Source organism: Lewinella sp. IMCC34183, assembly GCF_003390915.1.
Taxonomy (GTDB): domain Bacteria; phylum Bacteroidota; class Bacteroidia; order Chitinophagales; family Saprospiraceae; genus Neolewinella.
Genome location: NZ_QMEM01000006.1, coordinates 36,093 through 56,914 on the forward strand (window position 1 = coordinate 36,093; position 20,822 = coordinate 56,914).

Here is a 20,822-nt window from a genome sequence, read left to right on the forward strand (position 1 = left end):
CGCCCGCCCGGGACGGGAGGGGCGGCGCGGCGCAGGTGCCGTACCTTCTCCCAAAAGTCGACACATGCGGGCATTACTTCTCGTCCTCCTTCTCGGATCGTTCACGATCACCTTCGGCCAGGTCACCTCCGGTGGTACCGACTATACCGCCCTGGTCGACCCGCGGATCGACACCCACAAATCGCGCTGGTTCTACTTCAGTTCGGCCAGCCGGCCGTTCGGGATGGTCAACCTCAGTCCGGACACCAACCTGAAGGGCAGCTGGGAAAGCGGTTATCTTTATGACAGTACCGTCGTGCGCGGCTTCAGCCACATCCACGGCTGGCAGATCTCCGGCCTTCTCGTGATGCCCGCTACCGGAGAGATGATCGGCCACCGCGGCCCGGACGCCTACCGGTCGCCCTTTCGTCACGCTACCGAGGTGGTCCGGCCCGGCTACCACCGCCTGGAACTCGACCGCTACGGCATCACGGCCGAACTGACCAGCACCACCCGCGTGGGCCTGCACCGCTACGCCTTCCCAGACGATGACCGCGCCCGCTACCTGTACTTCGACACGGGGGCCTTCCTTGCCCACGACTCCACGCTCTACTCGGAAGCGCGACGGATATCGGACCGGGAGATCGCTGGCCTTGCCGTGATGGGCCCGACGAACCGGCGGCCCAAGCCCTTCACGGTCTACTTCGTGGCCCGGGTCGACCGCGACATCGCGGCCTTCGGGGGCTGGGAGGCGGCCCGCCTGGTGGAAGAGCCCCGCGATTCGGTCGGCGGCCGCGACGCGGGAGCCTATCTGCAGTTTGCGGACGGTACCGATACCGTGCAGCTGAAGGTAGCCCTGTCGTACACCTCGGTCGAGGGAGCCCGGCGTAACCTGGAGGCCGAGCTTCCGGGCTGGGACTTCGACCAGGTGGTCGAGGACTCCCGCGCGGAGTGGAACCAGGAACTGGCCAAGATCCACGTGACGGGGGGCACTAAGGCTCACCAGGTGAAGTTCTATACCGACCTGTGTCACAGCCTGCTGGGGCGCCGCATTGTGAGCGATCACGATGGGTACTACGCCGACAACACCGGTCCGGAAACCCGCGTGCGGCGGGTGGGGCTCGACGAGGACGGACGACCGCGCTTCCCCCACTACAATTTCGATGCCTGGTGGGGCAGCCACTGGTCGCTGGATATCCTCTGGTCCCTGGCCTACCCGGAGCGGCTGGACGGCTTCGGCAGCACGATGCAGGACATGTACCTGAACGGCGGCATGATCCCCCGCGGCCCCTCCGGCGGCAACTACACCTACGTGATGATCGGCGACCCGGCGACGCCTTTCTTCGCCGCAGCCATCAACCGGGGCATCCACCGGGGCTTTGACGTCGACACCGTCTACGCGGGCCTGCGCAAGAACGCCTTCCCGGGGGGCATCCGCGACAAAGCGGGCTACGAGCACGGTACCCGGCTCGGCGGCGGTATGGGCTATTACGTGGACCGGGGCTACGTACCCGAGGGCCTGCCGGGGACTGGCTACCACAAGGACGGGGCCTCGATGACCCTGGAGTACGCCTACCAGGACTGGTGCCTGGCCCAGATCGCCCGCACCCTGGGCAAGGAAGACGACTACGGGCTGTTCATGGAGCGCTCGCAGAACTACCGGAACCTCTGGAACCCCGCCAGTGGGTGGATGCACCCCCGGGAGATCGACGGCAGCTTGATCGCCGACTTCGCGCCCGTGGCCGCCGCCGACCAGTTCAGCGCGCGGGGGTTCTGCGAAGGCAACTCGGCCATCTATTCCCACTTCGTGCCCCACGATATTCCCGGACTGGTGGAGCTGTTTGGCGGACGCGAAGCCTACCTCGCCAGCCTCACCGCAAGTTTTGAGCGGCAGAGCCAACACTGGCTGCAGGCCAACGACAAGAACCACGCCGTCAACTGGGTGGACTACGCCAACCAGCCCAGCACTCACATGGCGCACCTCTTCAACGTGGCGGGAGCGCCGTGGCTCAGCCAGAAGTGGGTGCGGACCGTGAAGGAGCGCTACGCCGACATCACCCCCTACGGCGGCTACCACGGCGACGAGGACCAGGGACAAATGGGTGCCCTGGGGGTGCTGATGGCCATCGGCCTCTTTAGCGTCGACGGCAGCACCGCGACCGAGCCGGGCTATGAGATCACGACCCCGCTGTTCGACGAGGTCCGTATCGCGTTGAACCCCACTTACTACCCCGGCGACAGCTTCACCATCCGTACCGAAGGTGACCCTACCAACAACCTCTACATCCAGCAGGCGCGCTGGCGGTCACGGGAATGGAACAGCGTGACCTTTCCCCACCGTGAATTTGCCCGCGGGGGCGTACTGGAGCTGACCGTCGGACCGCGGCCGGATACGACCTGGGGCGTGGCATCCCCCGAACTTCCCCCTTCCCCGCGCAGGGATGGGCCCGGCCGGGGAGCCGGTGAACGAACAATTCGGGCGGGCGAGCGGATTGTAGATAACCGATCCGCAACCGCGGACGGTGCCGGTCATCCAACCACAATTCCTGCTTCTATGAAAGACATGTCCCTTCTCTACCGCTTTACCCTCAATTCCCGCGACGACTGGGAGGTGGAGGACGATACCGTGATGGGGGGAAAATCCAAGGGCAAGTTCCGGCTCACCGAAGAAGGGCACGGGCAGTTCTACGGTCACGTCTCGCTGGCCAACGACGGCGGCTTCTCCTCCATCGTGCACGAGCTCAAGAAGGTGATCGACGTGAGCGGCTACCGCGCCTTCACCGTTCGCCTCAAGGGCGACGGCAGCGACTACACCTTTCGCATCCGCAGCAGCGAAGACCAGGAGTACTTCCACGAAGCCACCTTCCCCACCACCGGTGAGTGGGAGACGGTCGAAATCCCCTTCGAAACCATGCACGCCGTACACCACGGAGAACCGGTCGATGTCCCGAACTTCGCGGGCGGCCCCGTGCATGACTTGCAGTTCCTCATCGGCAACAAGGAGGAACAGGACTTCGAAGTGGAACTGAACAACTTCGGCTACACGGAGTAGCCCTCGCGGCCGCACATCGGATGTCGAGCACATCCGATGTGCGGCTGCCCAAATTGCTTAATAAGGTTTGGTAGATCATTACCCGGATGTGATTGCCGGTCAGGTATTTAGGTTGTTTTACCCGAATACTGTTGAAAACCTTTACCCGGGCAACAAGCCTCTGAATCCCGTCTGGAATTGACCGTTTTGCCCCTTACGCACATCGGATGTGCACCACATCCGATGTGGGTAGCGGGCACCCCGTCCGGGCACTAAAATAATCTCCGGCCCGACCCGCAAAATGCGGTTTTCAGTCACCTACTTTTATGAGTAGAACCTGACTCGCTTACCCCAAATGACCAACTCCTTCCTTCGGAAAAAATCGCTGGAACTGCTCCAGCGGGAGTCCGAAGAATCCTCCCTCAAGCGTTCGCTCGGTGTCTTTGACCTGACCATGCTGGGAATCGGCGCCATCATCGGCACCGGTATTTTCGTCCTCACCGGGGAGGCCGCCGCCGGAACGGAACACGCCCTGGGGGCGGGGCCTGCCCTGACCGTCTCGTTCGTCATCACGGGCCTGGCCTGCCTCTTCGCCGCCCTCTGCTACGCTGAGTTTGCCTCCATGATCCCGATTTCGGGTAGTGCCTATACCTATTCGTACAGTTCCTTCGGCGAAATATTCGCCTGGATCATCGGCTGGGACCTCATTCTGGAGTACGCCGTAGGCAACGTGGCCGTGGCCATCGGCTGGTCGGGGTACTTCAAGAACTTACTGGACGGCTTCGGGCTCCACCTGCCCGGGTACCTGTCGGCCGCAACGGGGACCGATATGGTGCAGTTGCCCTCCGGCATGTGGACGGCCATCACCCCGGCCGTACAGGAGACCTACGCCGACACCTTCGCCACCCTGCCCACCGAGACGGCCCTGATCAACCTGCCCGCCTTCCTCATCACCGTAGTCATCTCCGCCCTGCTCTACATCGGGATCCAGGAGTCCGCGCGGGTTAACGCCGTCCTGGTACTGATCAAGCTGGCCCTCGTATCGCTGTTTCTGTTTTACGGCATCCCGCATTTTGCTCCCGAGACGTACTGGGAGCCCTTCGCTCCGAACGGCTGGCAGGGTATCATGACCGGCGCGGCCCTGGTCTTCTTTGCCTACGTCGGCTTCGATGCGGTGAGTACCACCTCCGAAGAAGCCAAAAATCCCCAGCGCGACCTGCCGCTGGCCATGATCGGGGCCCTCATCATCTGTACGCTGCTGTACATCGCGGTGGCGGCCGTCCTGACCGGCATGGTGCCCCTCGGCATCCTGGCGAACGAGAAACCCGTGGCCGAGGCCCTTATCGCGGTCGGGGAAGACCGCGTGGCCCTGCTCATCGCCATGGGCGTCACCCTCACCATGCCTACGGTACTGCTGGTAATGCAACTCGGCCAGATCCGCATCCTCTACGCCATGAGCCGCGACGGCCTCCTGAGCCCGCGACTCTCCGAGGTGCACCACCGCTTCCTCACGCCCTCCTTCGCCACCGTGATCGTGGGGCTGTTCGTAGCCATCCTGGCCGGCACCATCGACATCAGCGTAGCCGCGGAACTGACCAACATCGGTACGCTCTTCGCCTTCGTCCTGGTGGCCATCGGCATCTGGATCCTCCGCGTCCGGCGACCCGATGCGACCCGCAAATTCCGGGCACCGGCCTACCGAGTGGTCTGCTCGCTGTGTATCCTCATCTGCCTGGGGCTGATGGTGGCCCTGCCCCTGGTCACCTGGATCCGTTTTCTGATGTGGATGGGCCTGGGCCTGCTGGTGTACTTCATGTACGGCATACGCAAAAGCAAGCTGAACCGTCCGGAGGACCTGGTCTGATCCGCCTACTCCCGGCCGACCGGGACGTGGGCGGCATTCTGCCGCTGCTCCTCGGCCAGGTGGTCGAGGAAGAGGATTCCGTTGAGGTGGTCCACCTCGTGCTGGAAGATGACGGAAGTGAAGTCCTCCACCATCTCGATGCCGTGGCTGCCGTCCGGCCGGTCGTACTCCATGAGCACGGCGTAGGCACGCGAGCAGGTATCCCGGCGGTTGGGGATGCTGAGGCAGCCCTCGCGGTTCAGCTGCTTCTTCTCGGAGTACTGCCGGATCACCGGATTGAGGAACACCTCCCACGGCAGGTCTTCCTTGTCGAGGCGCTGTACCCAGATGATGTTCTTCAGGATGCCGACCTGCGGCGCGGCGATGCCCAGCCCCAGGGAGGCGCTGTCGGTCACCGTAGCGTGGAGGCGCGCCAGGAAGCGTGTCAGCACGGGGTCCGAGGGATCCACGCGCACGTCCTCGCTCTCGGTGCGCAGCAGCAGGCTGTCCGAGCGGTCGGTGATCTTCCATACCCGCATCGGCTCGTCGGGGCCGGCCGCCATAATCATGGCACGCTGCTCGGGGGTGAAGCGGGTGCCCGTCGGGACCGTACCCGCGGCCGGACGGGTGGTGGAGCAGCCGACGATGAGGAGGAAGGCCAGGGCGGACAGGTAGGAATGCAAGCGCATCACAGGAAATTTTGGGGGCGGGAACGCAGGTGCGGGGGGAGCCCGCCGTACGTCGGGTGGGCGGGTAGCCCCGGCACCCGCGTCCGCGCCGGGATCAGTTGAAATCGATCAGGTCGATATCGAAGACAAGGTCGGTGTTCGGACAGATGCTGTACTCCCCCGTGGAGCGGTCGATGCTGCCCCGGGCGCCGTACGCCAGCTCCGAAGGTATGACCAGCCGGATGCTGCCGCCGCGGCCGATGAGGGGAACGCCGAGTTGCCAGCCCGCAATGACGTTTTGCAGGGCGAAGGTTGCGGGACCACGGGCGGCCGTAGTCTGGTCAAAGATTTCCCCGTCGGGAAAGTAGCCGGTATAATCGGCGGTCACGGTATCCTGCCGGGTGGGTTTGGCTACCGAGCCGGTATCGGAGATGTAGTAGAGCATGCCCGTATTGCCCAGTTCGGTGTAGGTATTTTGGGTATCCGCGTCGGCAAACTCCCGGGCCGAGGCATAGCCTTCGTCGCAGTTGTCTTTCTTACAGCCGGCAAGGAGCAGCAGCAGGACGGGGAGGAGGTAGGCAAAGCGAAGGAGCATAGCGGAAAAGTTGGGTTTGAGCCGCGAAGGTACGCTGGGGAACGATCCGGGGGGTGGGCAACGCTGCCCGGTGGCCGACGTACGGCAGACCGGCCATGATCAGCTCATGTATTCCCAGGCCGTCTGGTAAGTGCCCTGCCGGTCGACGTAGGCCAGGAAGCCGGCGAAGAAGAGGTCATTGCCGATGGTGGCGCTGTCCCCGATCACCACCAATTGGAGCTTGGCCCGGGTGAGGGCAACGTTCATGCGGCGATAATCGGACAGAAAGCCGATCTCCGAGCGGTTGTTGCTGCGCACCAGCGACAGGTACACCACGGCCCGCTCGCGGCCCTGGAAGCCGTCGACAGTATTGACGGTGACGTCGAGGTCCGCCAGCGCGGCCACGGACTCCAGGCGCTCCTCGGCCAGTACCGTCTGTTCGCGGTACGGGCTGATGACGGCCACCCGGGGGAGCGGGTACTCGGGCGGGATGCCGCCCTTCAACTGGAGGAGGTGCTCGATGAGAATGTCCAGTTCTCCCTCATTGTACCGGCTCTTGAAGCGGGGGTGCAACTTCTCCTCGAAGCCGGTGCCCGCCGTGTCGATAAAAACGACGCTTTCGGCCAGCGATACGCCGGGCAGGGTCCGGTCGGCAATGCCGGGGCCGGCCCGCAGCTTACCATCGTAAAAGTATTCGTTGCTGAAGCCCATGATCCGCTCGTTCATGCGGTACTGCACCTCGAGCAGGGCGTTGCGGCCGTGACGCTCAAGTGCCTTTTCCAGCAGGGTGATGCCAAACCCGCCACGGTCGGCTTCCTTGCTCTTCACGGTAGGGGGCAGTTGGTACGGGTCGCCGGCGAGCACGACGCGGTAGGAGCGGCTGATGGGGATCCAGGTAGCCGGCTCCAGGGCCTGGGCCGCCTCGTCGATGATACAGGTGCGGAACTCCCGGTCGGCCAGCACGGCGCTGGCCGCGCCGACGAGGGTACAGACGATCACGTCGGCGGCGTCGAGGACATATCCGAGCAGGTGATCCTCCAGCTGCCGGGCCCAGCCGCTGAGGCGGCCGGCCTCGGCGAAGGTCATGCCCTTGTCGCGCCCGCCGCGCATCTTCTTGGCCTTCCGGCGCAGCTCGGCGGCCTCCTGCCGGAGCTTCTTGACCTGCTTCGTATCGGGGTGGTTAGCGATCTGTACGTCAAGAGTATGCGCCATCACGTCTTCCTCTACCCGGCTGATGTTGCCGGTACGTACGACGTTGATGCCGCGGGCGGCCATACGCAGGGTGACGAGGTCGGCCGCGCTGTTGCTGGGCGCGCAAAAGAGGATCGACTTCTCCGTTTTGATGAGCTCCCCCACCGCGGCCACCAGGGTGGTGGTCTTGCCGGTACCGGGCGGACCGTGAATGAGGCTGAGGTGGCTGGCCCCCAGGATCTCGCGGACCGCCGCGCGCTGGCTGTCGTTAAGGTCGGTCAGGTGGGCTACGGCCACTTCATCTACGGGACGGTACTCCGCGGGCCGTACGGCCATAATGACGTCGCGCAGCTCCGCCAGCCGGTTGCCGCGGGCGCTGGCCAGTCCCTCGAGGGCCTTGTCCATCTCCACGTACGTGCGCTCGTCGAACATCAGGTCCACGCCGATGCCGCCGCGGTGCAGCCAGCCGGGATGGTCTTCACCGCCGAGGATGATCTTCATGCGGTCCTTCTTCACGTACTGGATGACCCCGGTACGCTGGGGGGAGCGCGCCTCGGCCTGGACGGTGAAGAGATTAATGGAGGTACCGGCGCGAAACTGGTGGGCCTCGTCGCCCTCGCGCGTCACGATCACGTAGGGGCGCTCCCCGATGCCGTAGTCCGCCTCGCTCACCTGCAGGGGGTACCAGCTGTAGCCCTTCTCCACCCGCTGGACCAGCGGCATGGCCTGGATCACTTCCAGGTGCAGGCGGCGCTCCTCCTGCCGTTCCAGGTCCGTCAATTCCCGCAGGCGGGTAATCTCTGCTTGCTGCGCGTCCGTCATACCCATCAGGAAGGGACGGGGGCCGGGAAAGTTCTGTGCACCGGCGGTAGCGCAGTTCTTACGCCTCCAACACCCGACGATGTGCAGGAAAGCAACAAGTTTTAAAACATCCCCCTCACGGACTGTGTTAAATAAGCACAACTACTTGATTTACAACCCAAAAAACGTAACAATGAAATTTCTTACCCCCCTACTTCTCCTTGCCGTATCGCTGTTTCTCGTGAGCTGTGGCCCGCAGGTCACCACCGCGCAGCCGACCGACGCCGACCTCAGCAAGTACAAGACCTTCGCCTACCTGCCCAATGCCGACATTGAAATGACGGATGCAAATATGGACCAGGAAGCAATAAACAGTCGCATCATCGAAACCGTCAACACTCAGATGCAGCAGGAAGGGTACCGCCTTAACCGCGACAATCCCGACCTCCTCGTACTCATCAGCGTCAAGAAGGACCAGGAAACCGCTACGGACACCGATCCCGTTTACGCTACCTACCCTTATGGTACCTACGGTGTCAACACCGTGAGCCCCTACTACAATAACTACTACTACAACGACTTCTATAACTATGGTGGGGTCGTTGGTTACGACACCGACACCTACAATTACACGGAGGGCACCCTGATCATCAGCCTGGTGGATCGCAATTCCAAGAACACCGTCTGGAAAGGTATGACCTCCGAAGCCATCTACAGTGGATCCACCACCGAAGAGATCATCGGCCTGGTAGACGATATCTTCGACGAGTACCCCATCAACAATCGGGCTAAGTAACCGGCCCACTGCCTGAAATAAACCTATGCGGGGTCGTTGCCAACTGGCAGCGACCCCATTTTTATGCCCCCAGCTTTTGGATTGCCTCCCGCCACTGCTCCGGCAGGGGCGCTTTGACGAGCGTCCCGTAATCGTACGGGACGATAAGCTGTTTCGTTACCGCGGCCAGCCGGTCGTGGCGTTCGGAGAAGATGGCCGTCTCCATGGTGAATCTATCCTCCTCCAGCTGTACCGTGCGGGTGCCGACCAGCGCCGTGTCCGGGTAGGTCATCGGGAAAGTGTACTTGCAGTCCTGCCACGCTAATATGGCACCCGTGGCGCCGGGTCCGAAGCTGGTGTTCACCCCGATGGCCTCGAAGTAGATCACCCGGGCGGTTTCCGCCCAGCGCAGGTATACGAGATTGTTGACATGCTGGGCACTGTCCATGTCCCCCCAGTGGACGGGAAAACGGTGCAGGGTAGAGAAGTCGTCGCGGGTAATTTTCATGGGTCGCAAGATAGGCGGACGTATAGATCCCCTACGCCGGTTCCGAACCCACCCGCTGCAGCAGCACCGCGAGCGCCAGTTCGGCCTCGCCCCGTTCGAGGTAGCGTTTGGCCAGGCGATGCAGGGCGATGGCCCCCTGCGCCCGGGCGTCGCGTACTTCCTGGCTGGCCTCGGCGCGTTGGAGTAGGGCTTCGTCGGGCAGGGCCTCCAGGTTCCCCAGGCGGCCGAGGTTGTTGCCGGTAAGTACATCGCTGTTGCGAATGTGGGCGGGCAGGCTGTCTACTCCCATTCCGAGATTGCGGAGCGGTTTGGGGATCTCGAACAGGTTATCATCGGTCGCGCGGCAGTAGTCGTTGCCGCCCATACGGGCCACCAGGTCGAGCTTGCGGGTATCGAGTTTGCCCTCGGCGTCTAGTACTTGCTCATCGATGTGGATACGGACCACCCGGGCAATCACCAGGTTGCCGGCACCCCCGGACTCTCCGAGGGCGATGATATCATCCACCTTGCACTCGAAGGACACGGGGGACTCCTGTACGCGCGGCGGGCGAACCACCTCTCCGGCCACTTCCGTAAAGCCGGCCTTGGCAAACTCGTTGGTGCCGGTGGGGTATTCGGTGCTGGCGAGGGAGGTCTGCTCTACCATGGCGTAGTTGACCACGCTGATCGTGACCTCGGGGACGGCCCGCAGGTTCTCCAGCGTATCCTTGGCACTGCCGTCGCGACCCCGTAGGATCGGGGAAAATACCAGGATCGGCGGCCGGGTACTGAAGACATTGAAGTAGCTGAAGGGGCTGAGGTTGACGCGTCCTTCGCTATCTACCGTGGAGGCAAATGCAATGGGACGTGGTGCTACGGCAGTGGATAAGTAACCGTAGAGGTCGCGGGTATCCATATCATTAGGGTCCAGGGTCATAGCGTTTTCTGATTAAGGCTGATTGTTAAGTGCGGCTTGCACGGTTCCGGTGGCACTGCCGAAGCCTACGCGGGAAGATCCGGCACCGGCGTGCCCGTGCAGGGTCACGGTGTCTCCGTCGGCAAGAAACTCACCCCGCTTGCCGTTTTCGGTGATCTCCAGCAGGGAACCGTAGGCGTCCACACCGGGACCGGAGATCGTACCGGAGGCCAGCAGATCCCCCACGCGGACGTTGCAGCCGTTGCTGGTGTGGTGGGCCAGTTGCTGTCGCATGCTCCAGTAGAGGTGGCGGAAATTGGAGCGGCAGACGGTGCGGTCATTGATCGTCACGCGCAGGTCGATGTCGTAGTGAGCGGGGGTGGTAGTCCGGAGATAGGGAAGTACCTCGGGGTCCTGCTCGGGACCGGCGACGCGAAAGGGCTCCAGGGCCTCCAGGGGCACGATCCAGGGGGAGACGGAGGAAGCGAAGCTCTTGCCGAGGAAGGGCCCCAGGGGCACGTATTCCCAGCGCTGGATATCGCGGGCGGACCAGTCGTTGAACAGAAAGAGGCCGAAGATGTAGTCTTCCGTTTCCGCGATCGGAACGGGCTCTCCCAGCCGGGACTCCTTACCGATCACGAAGGCCACTTCGAGCTCGAAGTCTAGGCGTTGGCTTGGTCCAAATACGGGGCGGTCAGCGTCAGGCAGCATCGTTTGCCCCAGTGGGCGCCGAACGTCAGTCCCGCTGACCACGATCGAGGAGGCCCGCCCGTGGTACCCGACCGGCAGGTGGCGCCAGTTGGGCAGCAGGGCGTTCTCCGGATCGCGGAACATGCGGCCGACATTGGTAGCGTGCTCGATGCTGGAGTAGAAGTCGGTGTAGTCGCCTATCCGCACGGGGAGGTGGAGGGTCGCTTCGGACATCGGTACCAGGTGTTCCGGCCGAACCACGCCCGCCCCGCCTTCGCGAAGCCACCCTTGCACCTGCGTCCGCGCCCTGGAAGTCACGCATTTACTCAGCGCGATGAAGTCGTTCAGTACCGGCTGATTAAACACCTCGGGGTCGAAGTCAAAGGCCCCCGTACGGGCCAGGGCGTACAGGTCGAGGATGTCCTTCCCCACCGCCATGCCCGCGCGGGGACTACGGTCGGCGGTGGAGAAGATGCCATAGGGCAGGTTGGCTAGGGTAAAGTCGGAGCCGTCCGGAATGCGCAACTCAATCATGGGCGAACCAGGATTGGTAGTACTTGCCGTCGTCGATCTTGGCGGCCTCGGCGGTCACCTGCAGGGGCCGAAAGGTGTCTACCATGACGGCCAGTTCCTCGGTACCTTTCTTGCCGATGCTGCCCTCGTAGGTGCCCGGGTGCGGTCCGTGGGGAATGCCGCCGGGGTGTAGCGTCAGGTAGCCGGGACCGATGCCGGTGCGGCTCATGAAGTCGCCGTCGACGTAGTAGAGCACCTCGTCGGAATCGATGTTGCTGTGGTTGTACGGCGCCGGAATCGCCTGCGGGTGGTAGTCGTAGAGCCGCGGGCAGAAAGAGCAGACGACGAACGACTTCGTCTCAAAAGTCTGGTGGACGGGGGGCGGCTGGTGGACGCGGCCGGTGATCGGCTCGAAATTGTGGATGCTGAAGCCGTATGGGAAGTTGTAGCCGTCCCAGCCGACGACATCGAAGGGGTGGGTGGCGTAGACGAGCTCGTGAAGCATGCCTTGCTTCTTGATCTTGACGACGAAGTCGCCCTCCTCGATGTGGGTTTCGAGGTCCTGGGGCAGCTTGTAGTCGCGCTCGGTAAAGGGCGAATGCTCAAGGAGTTGTCCGAAGTGGTTACGGTACCGCTTTGGGGTATAGATCGGGTCGGCGGATTCGGTGTAGAAGATGCGGTTGTCCTCGGTATCGAAGTCGATCTGGTAGATCACGCCTCGCGGGATGACGAGGTAGTCGCCGTACTCGAAGGGGATATTGCCGAGGAAGGTACGGAGGGTGCCGGTGCCGCGGTGGACGAAGAGGAGCTCGTCGGCGTCGGCGTTCTTGTAGAAATAGTCGCGCAGGCTCTTGCGGGGGGCGGCCACGCCGATGGTGACGTCGCTGTTGGTGAGCAGCGGCTTGCGGGAGGCGAGGTAATCATCTTCGGGAGCCACGTCGAAGCCGAGCAACTTGCGGGCGGTGATGGTCTTTTCCTCGGCAATTCGGGGGCTGAGGTCGGTCTTGCCGCGGATCTCCTTCACCTGGGTGGGCCGGCCGGCGTGGTACATCAGCGAGGACATGCCGTCGAAGCCGACGGTGCCGAACAGCTGCTCGTTATAGAGCGAGCCGTCGGACTGGCGAAACTGGGTGTGCCGTTTGGGGGGTAGCTTCCCGAGGCGATGGTAAATGGGCATGATCGAAAGACTTTGTTGTTAGGACAACTGTTTATGGGGGAAGGTTCAGTTGCTAGTGGCCGGTCGGGTAGTGGACCGGCCACTACTCGCCGGTCCACTACCCGACCGGCCACTCACGCGTCGGACCAATCCGCCAAAATTAACCCACAGTTAACATACGGCGCGACCCTCCGCCGCCGCGCGCTTATCTTCCCCCCATGCCCGACTACACCTCCCTCCGCGTCACCGTCGAAGAACGCCTCGCCACCGTCACCCTCGACCACGGCAAGGTCAATGCCATCGACGCGACCCTCTCCCGCGACCTGAAGGCCGCCTTTCTCGACCTGGCCCAGGACCGCACCGTCGACGGCGTCGTCCTCGCCGGCCGGCCCCACTGCTTCTGCGCAGGGCTCAACGTCATGGCCTTGGCGACTTCGGACCGCGAGGGATTGCGCGAGTTCTTCTTCACCTACCTGGCGGCCCTGCAGACGCTGGTACGCTTCGAGAAACCGCTGGTAGCGGCCGTCACCGGCTTCGCGCCCGCGGGCGGTACCATCCTGGCGCTGACCGCCGACTACCGCGTCATGGGCCGGGGGGAGAAGCATACCGTCGGCATGAACGAGTTCAACATGAGCCTACAGATCCCCCGGATGATGGCGGATATCTACGCCCACTACCGCGGCAGCACGGCCGCCTGGGCCGACGTGCAGCTGGCCCGCATGTACGACAGCGAGGCCGCACTCGCCGCCGGCCTCGCCGACGAATCGGTGGCCGTGGAGGATGTCCTCGCCCGCGCCCGCGCCCACTGCCGTCGCCTGGCCCGGATCCACCCGCCGGTATACCGCCGCACCAAGCGCTACCTGCGCGGCGGTCTACTGGCCGCCGTGGACCACGACCTGGACGCACTGGTCGACGTCATCGCGGAAGATTTCGACGACCCCGTTTTCAAGAAAATGATGGAACTCTTCGTCCGCCAGCTCAACCAGGCCGGCTAGCCCCGCACACGGGTGGTGGCGAACAGGCGGCGCAGGCGGAAGCGGCCGCTTACGTGAGTAGCCGCCAGCAGCAGCCCGCCCATGATCGCCAGGTTCTTCATGAAGAAGAGGCTCTGCAAGCGGTACGCCTCCGTACCGGCCGTCTCGTCCCAGAAATCGTGCACGATGAAGGTGAGCGGCACCCAGTAGATCAGCAGCAGCACGGCCCCCAGGCGCATCCGGTACCCGAGCAGGATCATCAGCCCCCCCAGCAGCAGGAGCAGGATGGCCCCGTACAGCAGGAAGTCCTGGTTCCACGTCAGGCCGTAAATCGTCATGGCCTCCCGGTTGAGCCGCTCAAACGCGAAGTAGTCGTACGCCTCGAAGAAGAAGATGAACGACAGCAGTATCCGCCCGATAAGATCGAAGATGTCTTGCATTGCGACAAAGGTACGTTTGGCGCGCGCTTCCCGGGGCGGGGCCGCGGGTGCGGGGTCCGTTCCGCAACCGGTGTCGTGCGGGCTTCACGCCGGTGGTTTGGCGGATACCCCGACAACTTTTCCACCCCCCGCAGCCTTTTTAGCTGCGGTGGCGGGTTGCCACCCAAGCCCCCCTTTATGCGCGTATTACGAACCCTATTCGCCCTTTTCGTGCTGACCCTCCTGCCCGGGATGGTCCTACGGGCCCAGGTGGCCGATCCGGAAACCGACGCGGCCCTGGCCGACGCCCCCTTCCAGGTGCCCACCGTCAACGATACCAGCCTGCTGTGGCGAATCACGGGAGCGGACGTTGCCGAGCCCAGCTATCTCTACGGTACCATTCACATTATTCCCGAGGAAGACTACTTCCTGGACAATCACGTGGTGCGCGCCGCCAACGACGTCGAGGCCTTGTTCTTCGAGATCGACCCCCGGGAAATGCAGAACCCCGCCGCGATCATGGGCCTCATGGGCAAGATCACGATGCGCAACGATACCAGCCTGCAGGACCTGCTCAGCCCGGCGCGCTACGACAGCGTCGCTACCTACTTCAACGACCGCGGAATGCCCTTCTTCATCTTCCAGAAGATGAAGCCGATGTTTCTCTCCGCCATGGTCGGCCAGGACATGGGGGCCGGCAACCCCTTCGGCGGTGGCGACCCCGGTGCCGGAATGGGAGGGATGCGCAGCTACGAACTCGAACTCAGCAAGATCGCCGAGGCCGCCGGTAAGGACATCGCGGGCCTCGAGACCATGGACTTCCAGCTGGGCCTGTTCGACAGCATCCCCTACTCCATCCAGGCCGAAATGCTCTACCGCTCCATCTCCGACGATATGGCCCAGACAATGACCGACGGCGACAGCCAGATGGACCAGATGGTGGCCATGTACAAGCGCAGGGCGGTTGCGGAGATGTCGCAACTCATCTCGTCCGAAAGCGAAGGCTTCGGCAACTTCGAGGAACTGCTCGTCGTTCGCCGCAACGAAAAGTGGGTGCCGGAGATCGCCGCGCGCCTGACCGCCTCCCCTACCCTGTACGCGGTGGGCGCGGGCCACCTGGGCGGCGAGCGCGGGGTCATTGCCCTGCTCCGGGCCGAAGGACTCACGGTAGAACCCGTTTACGAATAGTACTATGATTGTTTGCAAGATCGGCGGGAACGTCATCAATAACCCCGCTACCCTGCACGAAGCCCTCGACTACGTGGCCGGACAGGCCGCCCCGACCATCCTCGTCCACGGCGGCGGCCGCCGGGCCAGTGAGGTGCTTACCGAAATGGGACGCACGCCCCGCATGGTGGATGGGCGCCGCATTACGGATCAGCCCACGCTGGAGATCGTAACCATGGTCTACGCCGGCCTGATCAACAAGGACATCGTAGCCCAGCTGCAGGCGCGCGGCAGCAACGCCATCGGGCTCAGTGGCGCGGACGGCAATGCCGTAGTGGCCACCAAGCGGCCGGTCCGGACGGTAGACTACGGCTTTGCCGGCGACGTCACGGCGGTCAACGCTCCCCTCCTCGATGGATTGCTGCGCCTGGGCCTGCGGCCGGTTCTCTGCCCCATCACCCACGACCTGCACGCACAACTGCTGAACACCAATGCCGACACCATCGCCAACGAAACGGCACGGGCGCTGGCCGCTATCGGCCATGAGGTTACGTTGCAGTACTGCTTCGAGCTGCCCGGGGTGCTGCGTGACATCGACGACCCCGATTCCGTGATCCCCTCCCTCACGCCCGAAACCTACGCGGCGTTACGGGCCGACGGCAAGATTTCCGCGGGGATGATCCCGAAGCTCGACAACGCATTCGGTGCGGTGGCCGCGGGCGTACGGGAAGTCGTTATCGGAAACATCGAGGCCCTCTCCACGGGCGGTGGCACGCGCGTCCACGCCGGCCCGACCTCCTAGACAATTCTATTGCCGGGTACGCAGCTTGTCCAGGCACTCCACCAGGGCTTCCCGCCAGTGCCGTGGGGTCCCCACTACGGACGCAATCTTCTGGGTATCGAGTACGCTGTAGGCAGGCCGCCGGGCGGGCGTCGGATAGTGGCTCGTGGGAATGGGCTTCACGTTGCAGTCGATGTAGCAAAGCTCGTGTACCGCCTTCGCCAGATCGTACCAGGAGCACACCCCGCTGTTGGCATAGTTGTACACGCCGGCGGGCTGGCCCGACGTTGCCAGGCGCATGGCGGCGGCGGCCAGGTCAGCGGCGTAGGTGGGCGACCCGATCTGGTCGGCCACGATGCCCAGTTCGGCACGCTCGCGACCGAGGCGCAACATCGTGCGGACGAAGTTCTCCCCGTATTCCGCGAATACCCAGCTGGTCCGCATGACGTACGCTTCGGGGTGACACCGCAGCACTTCCTGCTCTCCCTGCAGCTTGGTCCGGGCGTATACGCTGCTGCCCTCGGTGCGGTCGCTCTCCTGCAGGGGACGGTTGTAGCCGTCGGCATACACGTAATCCGAACTGAAGTGCACGAACGCGCTGCCGGCTTGCTTGCAGGCGGTCGCCAGCAGGCCGGCGCCGTCTACGTTTATGGTGTGCGCCCGGTCGGGCTCGCTTTCCGCCCGGTCGACGGCGGTGTAGGCCGCAGCGTTGAAGCAGATATCGGGCTGGGCCTCGGCGAAGGCGGCGCGGATATCCTCCGGCTTAGTGATATCCAGGCTGGAACGGTTGTAGGCAAAGATTCGCCAGTCCTGGGGAGCCGCCTTGGCTGCCCCGATAAGCTTCTGGCCCAGCTGTCCGCCGGCACCGGTGATCATAATTCGCTGCATCGGCGGCAAAAGTAACGGATGGCGGGCGTATGGAGGACCCGCCGCACGATTGGCCCGGCATTACCTACTTTTGCCAAAAGCCCTCCCCCATGCGAATCATCGGCCGCTTGCCCGACGCCCGGATGCAGATTACCGTTTTCGACAACGACGGCCGCTTTCCCGTACAGTTCGAGCGGGGGGGGCTGACGCAGACCTACCGGTTCCGGAAGGGTGACCGACTCAGTAACCTGGGCCACCTGCGGACGTACGTCGACGAGGAGTTCCGCCAATCCGTGCTGCAACAATTTGAGGAAATGCAACGTATCCACTCCGCGGTTCGCGACCGGATTGCCCCTCCTTCCGCGGCCGACGACGGCGGCGACCTGCCCACCATAGTTTAACCCTCACCTAGTTCTTACGCTCATGCAAATTTCCGCCGCGGCCCTGGCCAAGATGATCGGGGCCACCGTCGAGGGCGACCCGGAGGTGGTCATCACCGGTCCGGCCCGTATCGAAGAAGCCAAAGCAGGCCAGATCACTTTCCTGGCCAACCCCGCCTACGAACACCACCTCTACGGATCGGAGGCCGCAGCGGTACTCGTCAGCCGGGCGTTTCAGCCTAAGGACCCCGTGTCCGCAACCCTGCTGCGCGTCGATAATGTCTACGAGACCGTACGCGGCCTGCTCGAAGTGTACCAGACCTCCGAAAGCAGTGCCACCGTACGACAGGTGAGCCAGCACGCCTGCGTGGAGGATTCCGCCGAGCTGGGGCCGGATGTACGCATCGGCAAATTCACCGTCGTCAGCGCCGGGGCCACCATTGGCGCCGGAACGGTCATCCTCGATCAGGTCTTTATCGGACCCAATGTGCGCATCGGGGCCAACTGCACCCTCTACCCCGGCGCCCGAGTCCTGCGCGACTGCGTGATCGGTAACGATTGCACCCTGCACGCCAACGTAGTGATCGGAGCGGACGGCTTCGGCTTCCTGCCCGACGGCGACAACAATTACCGGAAGATCCCGCAGGTAGGCAACGTGGTCATCGAGGACAACGTAGAGATCGGCTCGAGCACCACCATCGACCGCGCTACCATGGGCTCTACCCTGATCCGCCGGGGCGTAAAGCTGGACAACCTCATCCAGATCGGCCACAACGTGGAGATCGGAGCCAACACCGTCATCGCCGCCCAGGCCGGTGTCGCCGGCTCCACCAAGATCGGAGCGAACTGCCGCATCGGCGGCCAGGTAGGGTTCGCCGGCCACCTGACGATCGCCGACGGCACCAACATCCAGGCGCAATCGGGTATCGCGCGCCACATCCGCGAGCCCAACCAGGCACTGGCGGGTTCGCCGGCCTTCGGCTACCGCGACTGGATCAAGAGCTCCCTGCTCTACGCCCGCCTTCCGGAACTGTACAAACGCCTGGCCCGCCTGGAAAAAAAGCTCGAACCGTGAAGATCTATACCCGTACCGGAGACACCGGCGAAACCGGCCTGTTCAGCGGGCGCCGCGTACCGAAGTCCGATCCCCGGGTGGAAGCTTACGGTACCATCGATGAACTGAACGCCTGCCTGGGTGTCCTGCGCGACCACCTCGCGCCCGGTACCGACGCCCCCCGCACCCGCGTCCGCGCCCAACTCCTGGAGCAACAGAAGGTGCTCTTCGCCCTGGGTGCCGCACTGGCCGATGACCGCCCGGGTGAGGCCTACCAGGTTCCGGCCGACGCCGCCGGTCGACTGGAAACGTACATGGACGCGATGGACGAAAGCTTGCCGCGCATGACGCACTTCATCCTGCCCGGCGGTAGCCCGGCGGTGAGTTTTGCCCACCTTGCCCGCACGGTCTGCCGCCGCGCCGAACGCAGAACGGTAGAAATGGGTACCGCGCCGGAGGGCGTAGTCATCTACCTCAACCGGCTGAGCGACTACCTCTTCGTCCTGGCCCGCCACCTCGGACAAGCCGAAGGAGTGGAAGAAATCAAGTGGGAGGCCGAGTAGCCCCAAGCCAACGGATATAAATGCCTCCGCCCGAACCTCACTGGCCCGGGCGGAGTAAACGCGGGGCGCGCCGACCGTAGCCGGACGCATCCCCGTAGTACATAGGATATGAATAGAAAAGTAGATTTGCTTCGATAGCGATAGGTTTAGTGGGCAGGCGTGGAGGCGTCGGTGATGATGCGGTACACGCTGTAGAGGATGAGGGCGACCATGGCAAGTACCAGGAGGCAAATGAGGGTTAAGGCAAAGTAGTCCATGCGGTTGCTTTTTAGTGTTTATGTAAAAGTCAGTATAATGTACGATTTTTTTCGCTACTCGGTGCAATAATTTTTTTTGCCCTACGTAGGGCTCTCTTTTATTCCGATTTGCGGGGTCCGTGACGTGAACTCCCATCCCAATTGGTCAACCGGCTTCCCGGTGGCCATCCGTGGCGGGGTGCGTACAACCAAACGTGTACGAGGCCGTTTAACAACTTTCCCCACTACAACCATCTATCCATGGCCCAGGCCAAAACTCTCGGTGAGCTCAAAGCGTCCGGCTACACCCCCCGCAGCGTAAAGCAAGAACTTCGCGAAAACCTCATTCAACGTCTACGCGATAAAGAGGAGGTCTTTCCCGGCATTATAGGTTTTGACGATACCGTCCTGCCGGATATCCAGCGCGCCATCCTCAGCCGCCACAGCGTACTGCTTCTCGGACTCCGCGGCCAGGCTAAAACCCGGATCGCGCGCCTGCTGGTTAATCTGCTCGACGAGTACATCCCCGTCGTTGCCGGCAGCGAGCTCAACGATGACCCGCTGGCACCCATCAGCCGCTACAGCGTCGATACGATCGAAAAAATGGGTGACGATACCCCCATCGACTGGTGGCACCGCTCCGATCGCTACGTGGAAAAACTAGCCACCCCCGACGTGTCCGTAGCCGACCTCATTGGCGACGTGGACCCCATCAAGGCCGCCACCCTGCGCCTTACCTACGCCGACGAGCGGGTTATTCACTACGGCCTCGTTCCCCGGGCGCACCGGGGCATCTTCGTGATCAATGAGCTGCCCGACCTGCAGGCCCGCATCCAGGTCTCGCTCTTCAACATCCTGCAGGAGGGAGATATCCAGATCCGCGGCTTCAAATTGCGGCTCCCCCTCGACATTCAGTTCCTGTTTACTGCCAACCCGGAAGACTACACCAACCGGGGCAGCATTATTACGCCGCTGAAGGACCGGATCGAGAGCCAGATCCTTACCCACTACCCCAAGACAGTGGAGATCGCCCGCAGCATTACCGCCCAAGAGGCCAAGCTGTCCGACGAGCAGACCGCCCGGGTAGCGGTCCCCGAGCTGCTCACCGTTATGCTGGAGCAACTGTCCTTTTCGGCGCGGGAAAGCGAATACATCGACGAGAAGTCCGGTGTGTCCGCCCGCCTCAGCATCACCGCCCTGGAGAACCTGGTGTCAACCGCCGAACGCCGGGCACTCATCAAGGGCGACGACCGTACCGTGGCCCGCATCACCGACTTCTGGGGCGTCGTACCCGCCATCACCGGTAAGGTCGAGCTCGTCTACGAAGGCGAGCAGGAAGGGGCCTACGGCGTGGCGATGAAGCTTCTGGGCAAGTCGATTCGCACCTCTTTCCTGGAATACTTCCCGGACCCCTCCGATACCCCGGCCGACGGCCGCAGCGGCAGCGACCCCTACGGGATCATACGTGCCTACTTCAGCGGCGGTAACGTCGTGGAATTGCTCAACGACGGCAGCAACAAGGAGTACCAGCAGGCGCTGGACAGCGTCGCCGGCCTGCGAAAATTTGTCACCGGCCAGATCGACCGCGAACTGACCGACGAAGAAACCTACCTCTACATGGAGCTGGTACTGCAGGGCCTGGCCGAAATGGAAGTGCTTAATAAGGAGGCCCTCCACAATAGCCTGAACTTCCGGGACATCCTGGCCGATATGTTTGGTAACGAGGATATCGATTTCCGGTAGCCTTCACCCAAACT

19 protein-coding genes are annotated in these 20,822 nt (G+C 63.2%); 10 read left to right on the top strand and 9 right to left on the bottom strand.

Going from position 1 to position 20,822, the window contains the following annotated elements; translation table 11 throughout:
- The first annotated feature begins 64 nt into the window (after positions 1 to 64).
- Both DQG19_RS13840 and DQG19_RS13845 read left to right on the top strand, forming a co-directional pair.
- Positions 65 to 3,031, top strand: a complete 2,967-nt coding sequence (locus tag DQG19_RS13840; RefSeq protein WP_116126873.1) for a CIA30 family protein — start codon at positions 65 to 67, stop codon at positions 3,029 to 3,031.
- A 334-nt stretch (positions 3,032 to 3,365) separates the two neighbouring features.
- Positions 3,366 to 4,874, top strand: coding sequence for an amino acid permease (locus DQG19_RS13845; RefSeq protein WP_116126874.1), 1,509 nt, complete (start codon positions 3,366 to 3,368; stop codon positions 4,872 to 4,874).
- Positions 4,875 to 4,879: 5 nt separating this feature from the next.
- Here DQG19_RS13845 and DQG19_RS13850 read toward each other — a convergent pair whose 3' ends face one another.
- The 3 genes from DQG19_RS13850 to DQG19_RS13860 form a co-directional block, all read right to left on the bottom strand.
- Complete coding sequence (locus DQG19_RS13850; RefSeq protein ID WP_116126875.1) at positions 4,880 to 5,542, bottom strand: peptide deformylase; 663 nt, start codon at positions 5,540 to 5,542, stop codon at positions 4,880 to 4,882.
- 94 nt (positions 5,543 to 5,636) lie between these two features.
- Complete coding sequence (locus DQG19_RS13855; RefSeq protein WP_116126876.1) at positions 5,637 to 6,116, bottom strand: FKBP-type peptidyl-prolyl cis-trans isomerase; 480 nt, start codon at positions 6,114 to 6,116, stop codon at positions 5,637 to 5,639.
- A gap of 99 nt (positions 6,117 to 6,215) precedes the next feature.
- Complete coding sequence (locus tag DQG19_RS13860) at positions 6,216 to 8,108, bottom strand: AAA domain-containing protein (protein ID WP_116126877.1); 1,893 nt, start codon at positions 8,106 to 8,108, stop codon at positions 6,216 to 6,218.
- A 172-nt stretch (positions 8,109 to 8,280) separates the two neighbouring features.
- Here DQG19_RS13860 and DQG19_RS13865 point away from each other — a divergent pair, with 172 nt between their 5' ends.
- Entirely contained in the window at positions 8,281 to 8,883 is a 603-nt protein-coding gene (locus DQG19_RS13865) for a DUF4136 domain-containing protein (RefSeq protein ID WP_157974508.1), read from the top strand.
- A gap of 61 nt (positions 8,884 to 8,944) precedes the next feature.
- Here the strand turns inward: DQG19_RS13865 and DQG19_RS13870 are convergent, their stop codons facing one another.
- From DQG19_RS13870 to DQG19_RS13885, 4 genes are read right to left on the bottom strand one after another with little or no spacing between them, the layout of a single operon-like run.
- Entirely contained in the window at positions 8,945 to 9,370 is a 426-nt protein-coding gene (locus DQG19_RS13870; RefSeq protein ID WP_116126879.1) for an acyl-CoA thioesterase, read from the bottom strand.
- Between the two features lie 31 nt (positions 9,371 to 9,401).
- Positions 9,402 to 10,286: a flavin reductase family protein gene (locus tag DQG19_RS13875; protein WP_116126880.1), complete on the bottom strand. Its 885-nt coding sequence runs from the start codon at positions 10,284 to 10,286 to the stop codon at positions 9,402 to 9,404.
- A 12-nt stretch (positions 10,287 to 10,298) separates the two neighbouring features.
- On the bottom strand, positions 10,299 to 11,489 hold the full coding sequence (fahA, locus tag DQG19_RS13880) for a fumarylacetoacetase (protein ID WP_116126881.1): 1,191 nt from the start codon (positions 11,487 to 11,489) through the stop codon (positions 10,299 to 10,301).
- Complete coding sequence (locus DQG19_RS13885; RefSeq protein ID WP_116126882.1) at positions 11,482 to 12,645, bottom strand: homogentisate 1,2-dioxygenase; 1,164 nt, start codon at positions 12,643 to 12,645, stop codon at positions 11,482 to 11,484. The genes fahA and DQG19_RS13885 overlap by 8 nt, the downstream gene beginning before the upstream one ends.
- Positions 12,646 to 12,842: 197 nt before the next feature.
- Between DQG19_RS13885 and DQG19_RS13890 the strand changes: the two genes are divergently transcribed.
- On the top strand, positions 12,843 to 13,619 hold the full coding sequence (locus tag DQG19_RS13890; protein WP_116126883.1) for an enoyl-CoA hydratase/isomerase family protein: 777 nt from the start codon (positions 12,843 to 12,845) through the stop codon (positions 13,617 to 13,619).
- Here the strand turns inward: DQG19_RS13890 and DQG19_RS13895 are convergent.
- Positions 13,616 to 14,038 (bottom strand): DoxX family membrane protein, encoded by a 423-nt coding sequence (locus DQG19_RS13895; protein WP_116126884.1) that lies wholly within the window; start codon positions 14,036 to 14,038, stop codon positions 13,616 to 13,618. The genes DQG19_RS13890 and DQG19_RS13895 overlap by 4 nt on opposite strands.
- A 177-nt stretch (positions 14,039 to 14,215) precedes the next feature.
- Between DQG19_RS13895 and DQG19_RS13900 the strand changes: the two genes are divergently transcribed.
- On the top strand, positions 14,216 to 15,205 hold the full coding sequence (locus DQG19_RS13900) for a TraB/GumN family protein (RefSeq protein WP_157974509.1): 990 nt from the start codon (positions 14,216 to 14,218) through the stop codon (positions 15,203 to 15,205).
- A 4-nt stretch (positions 15,206 to 15,209) separates the two neighbouring features.
- Complete coding sequence (argB, locus tag DQG19_RS13905) at positions 15,210 to 15,986, top strand: acetylglutamate kinase (RefSeq protein ID WP_116126886.1); 777 nt, start codon at positions 15,210 to 15,212, stop codon at positions 15,984 to 15,986.
- 6 nt (positions 15,987 to 15,992) lie between these two features.
- Here the strand turns inward: argB and rfbD are convergent, their stop codons facing one another.
- The gene (gene rfbD, locus DQG19_RS13910; RefSeq protein ID WP_116126887.1) at positions 15,993 to 16,853 is read right to left on the bottom strand and encodes a dTDP-4-dehydrorhamnose reductase; all 861 of its coding nucleotides are present in this window, start codon (positions 16,851 to 16,853) and stop codon (positions 15,993 to 15,995) included.
- A gap of 89 nt (positions 16,854 to 16,942) precedes the next feature.
- Here rfbD and DQG19_RS13915 point away from each other — a divergent pair, with 89 nt between their 5' ends.
- The 4 genes from DQG19_RS13915 to DQG19_RS13930 all read left to right on the top strand — a co-directional run bounded on the left by DQG19_RS13915 (position 16,943) and on the right by DQG19_RS13930 (position 20,808).
- A complete protein-coding gene (locus DQG19_RS13915; protein ID WP_116126888.1) occupies positions 16,943 to 17,233 on the top strand; it encodes a hypothetical protein in 291 nt (96 codons plus the stop codon).
- Positions 17,234 to 17,255: 22 nt separating this feature from the next.
- Positions 17,256 to 18,287, top strand: coding sequence for a UDP-3-O-(3-hydroxymyristoyl)glucosamine N-acyltransferase (gene lpxD / locus DQG19_RS13920; protein WP_116126889.1), 1,032 nt, complete (start codon positions 17,256 to 17,258; stop codon positions 18,285 to 18,287).
- A complete protein-coding gene (locus DQG19_RS13925) occupies positions 18,284 to 18,829 on the top strand; it encodes a cob(I)yrinic acid a,c-diamide adenosyltransferase (protein WP_116126890.1) in 546 nt (181 codons plus the stop codon). Before lpxD ends, DQG19_RS13925 begins: the two co-directional genes overlap by 4 nt.
- Positions 18,830 to 19,326: 497 nt before the next feature.
- Entirely contained in the window at positions 19,327 to 20,808 is a 1,482-nt protein-coding gene (locus DQG19_RS13930) for a sigma 54-interacting transcriptional regulator (RefSeq protein ID WP_116126891.1), read from the top strand.
- Positions 20,809 to 20,822: the final 14 nt, after the last annotated feature.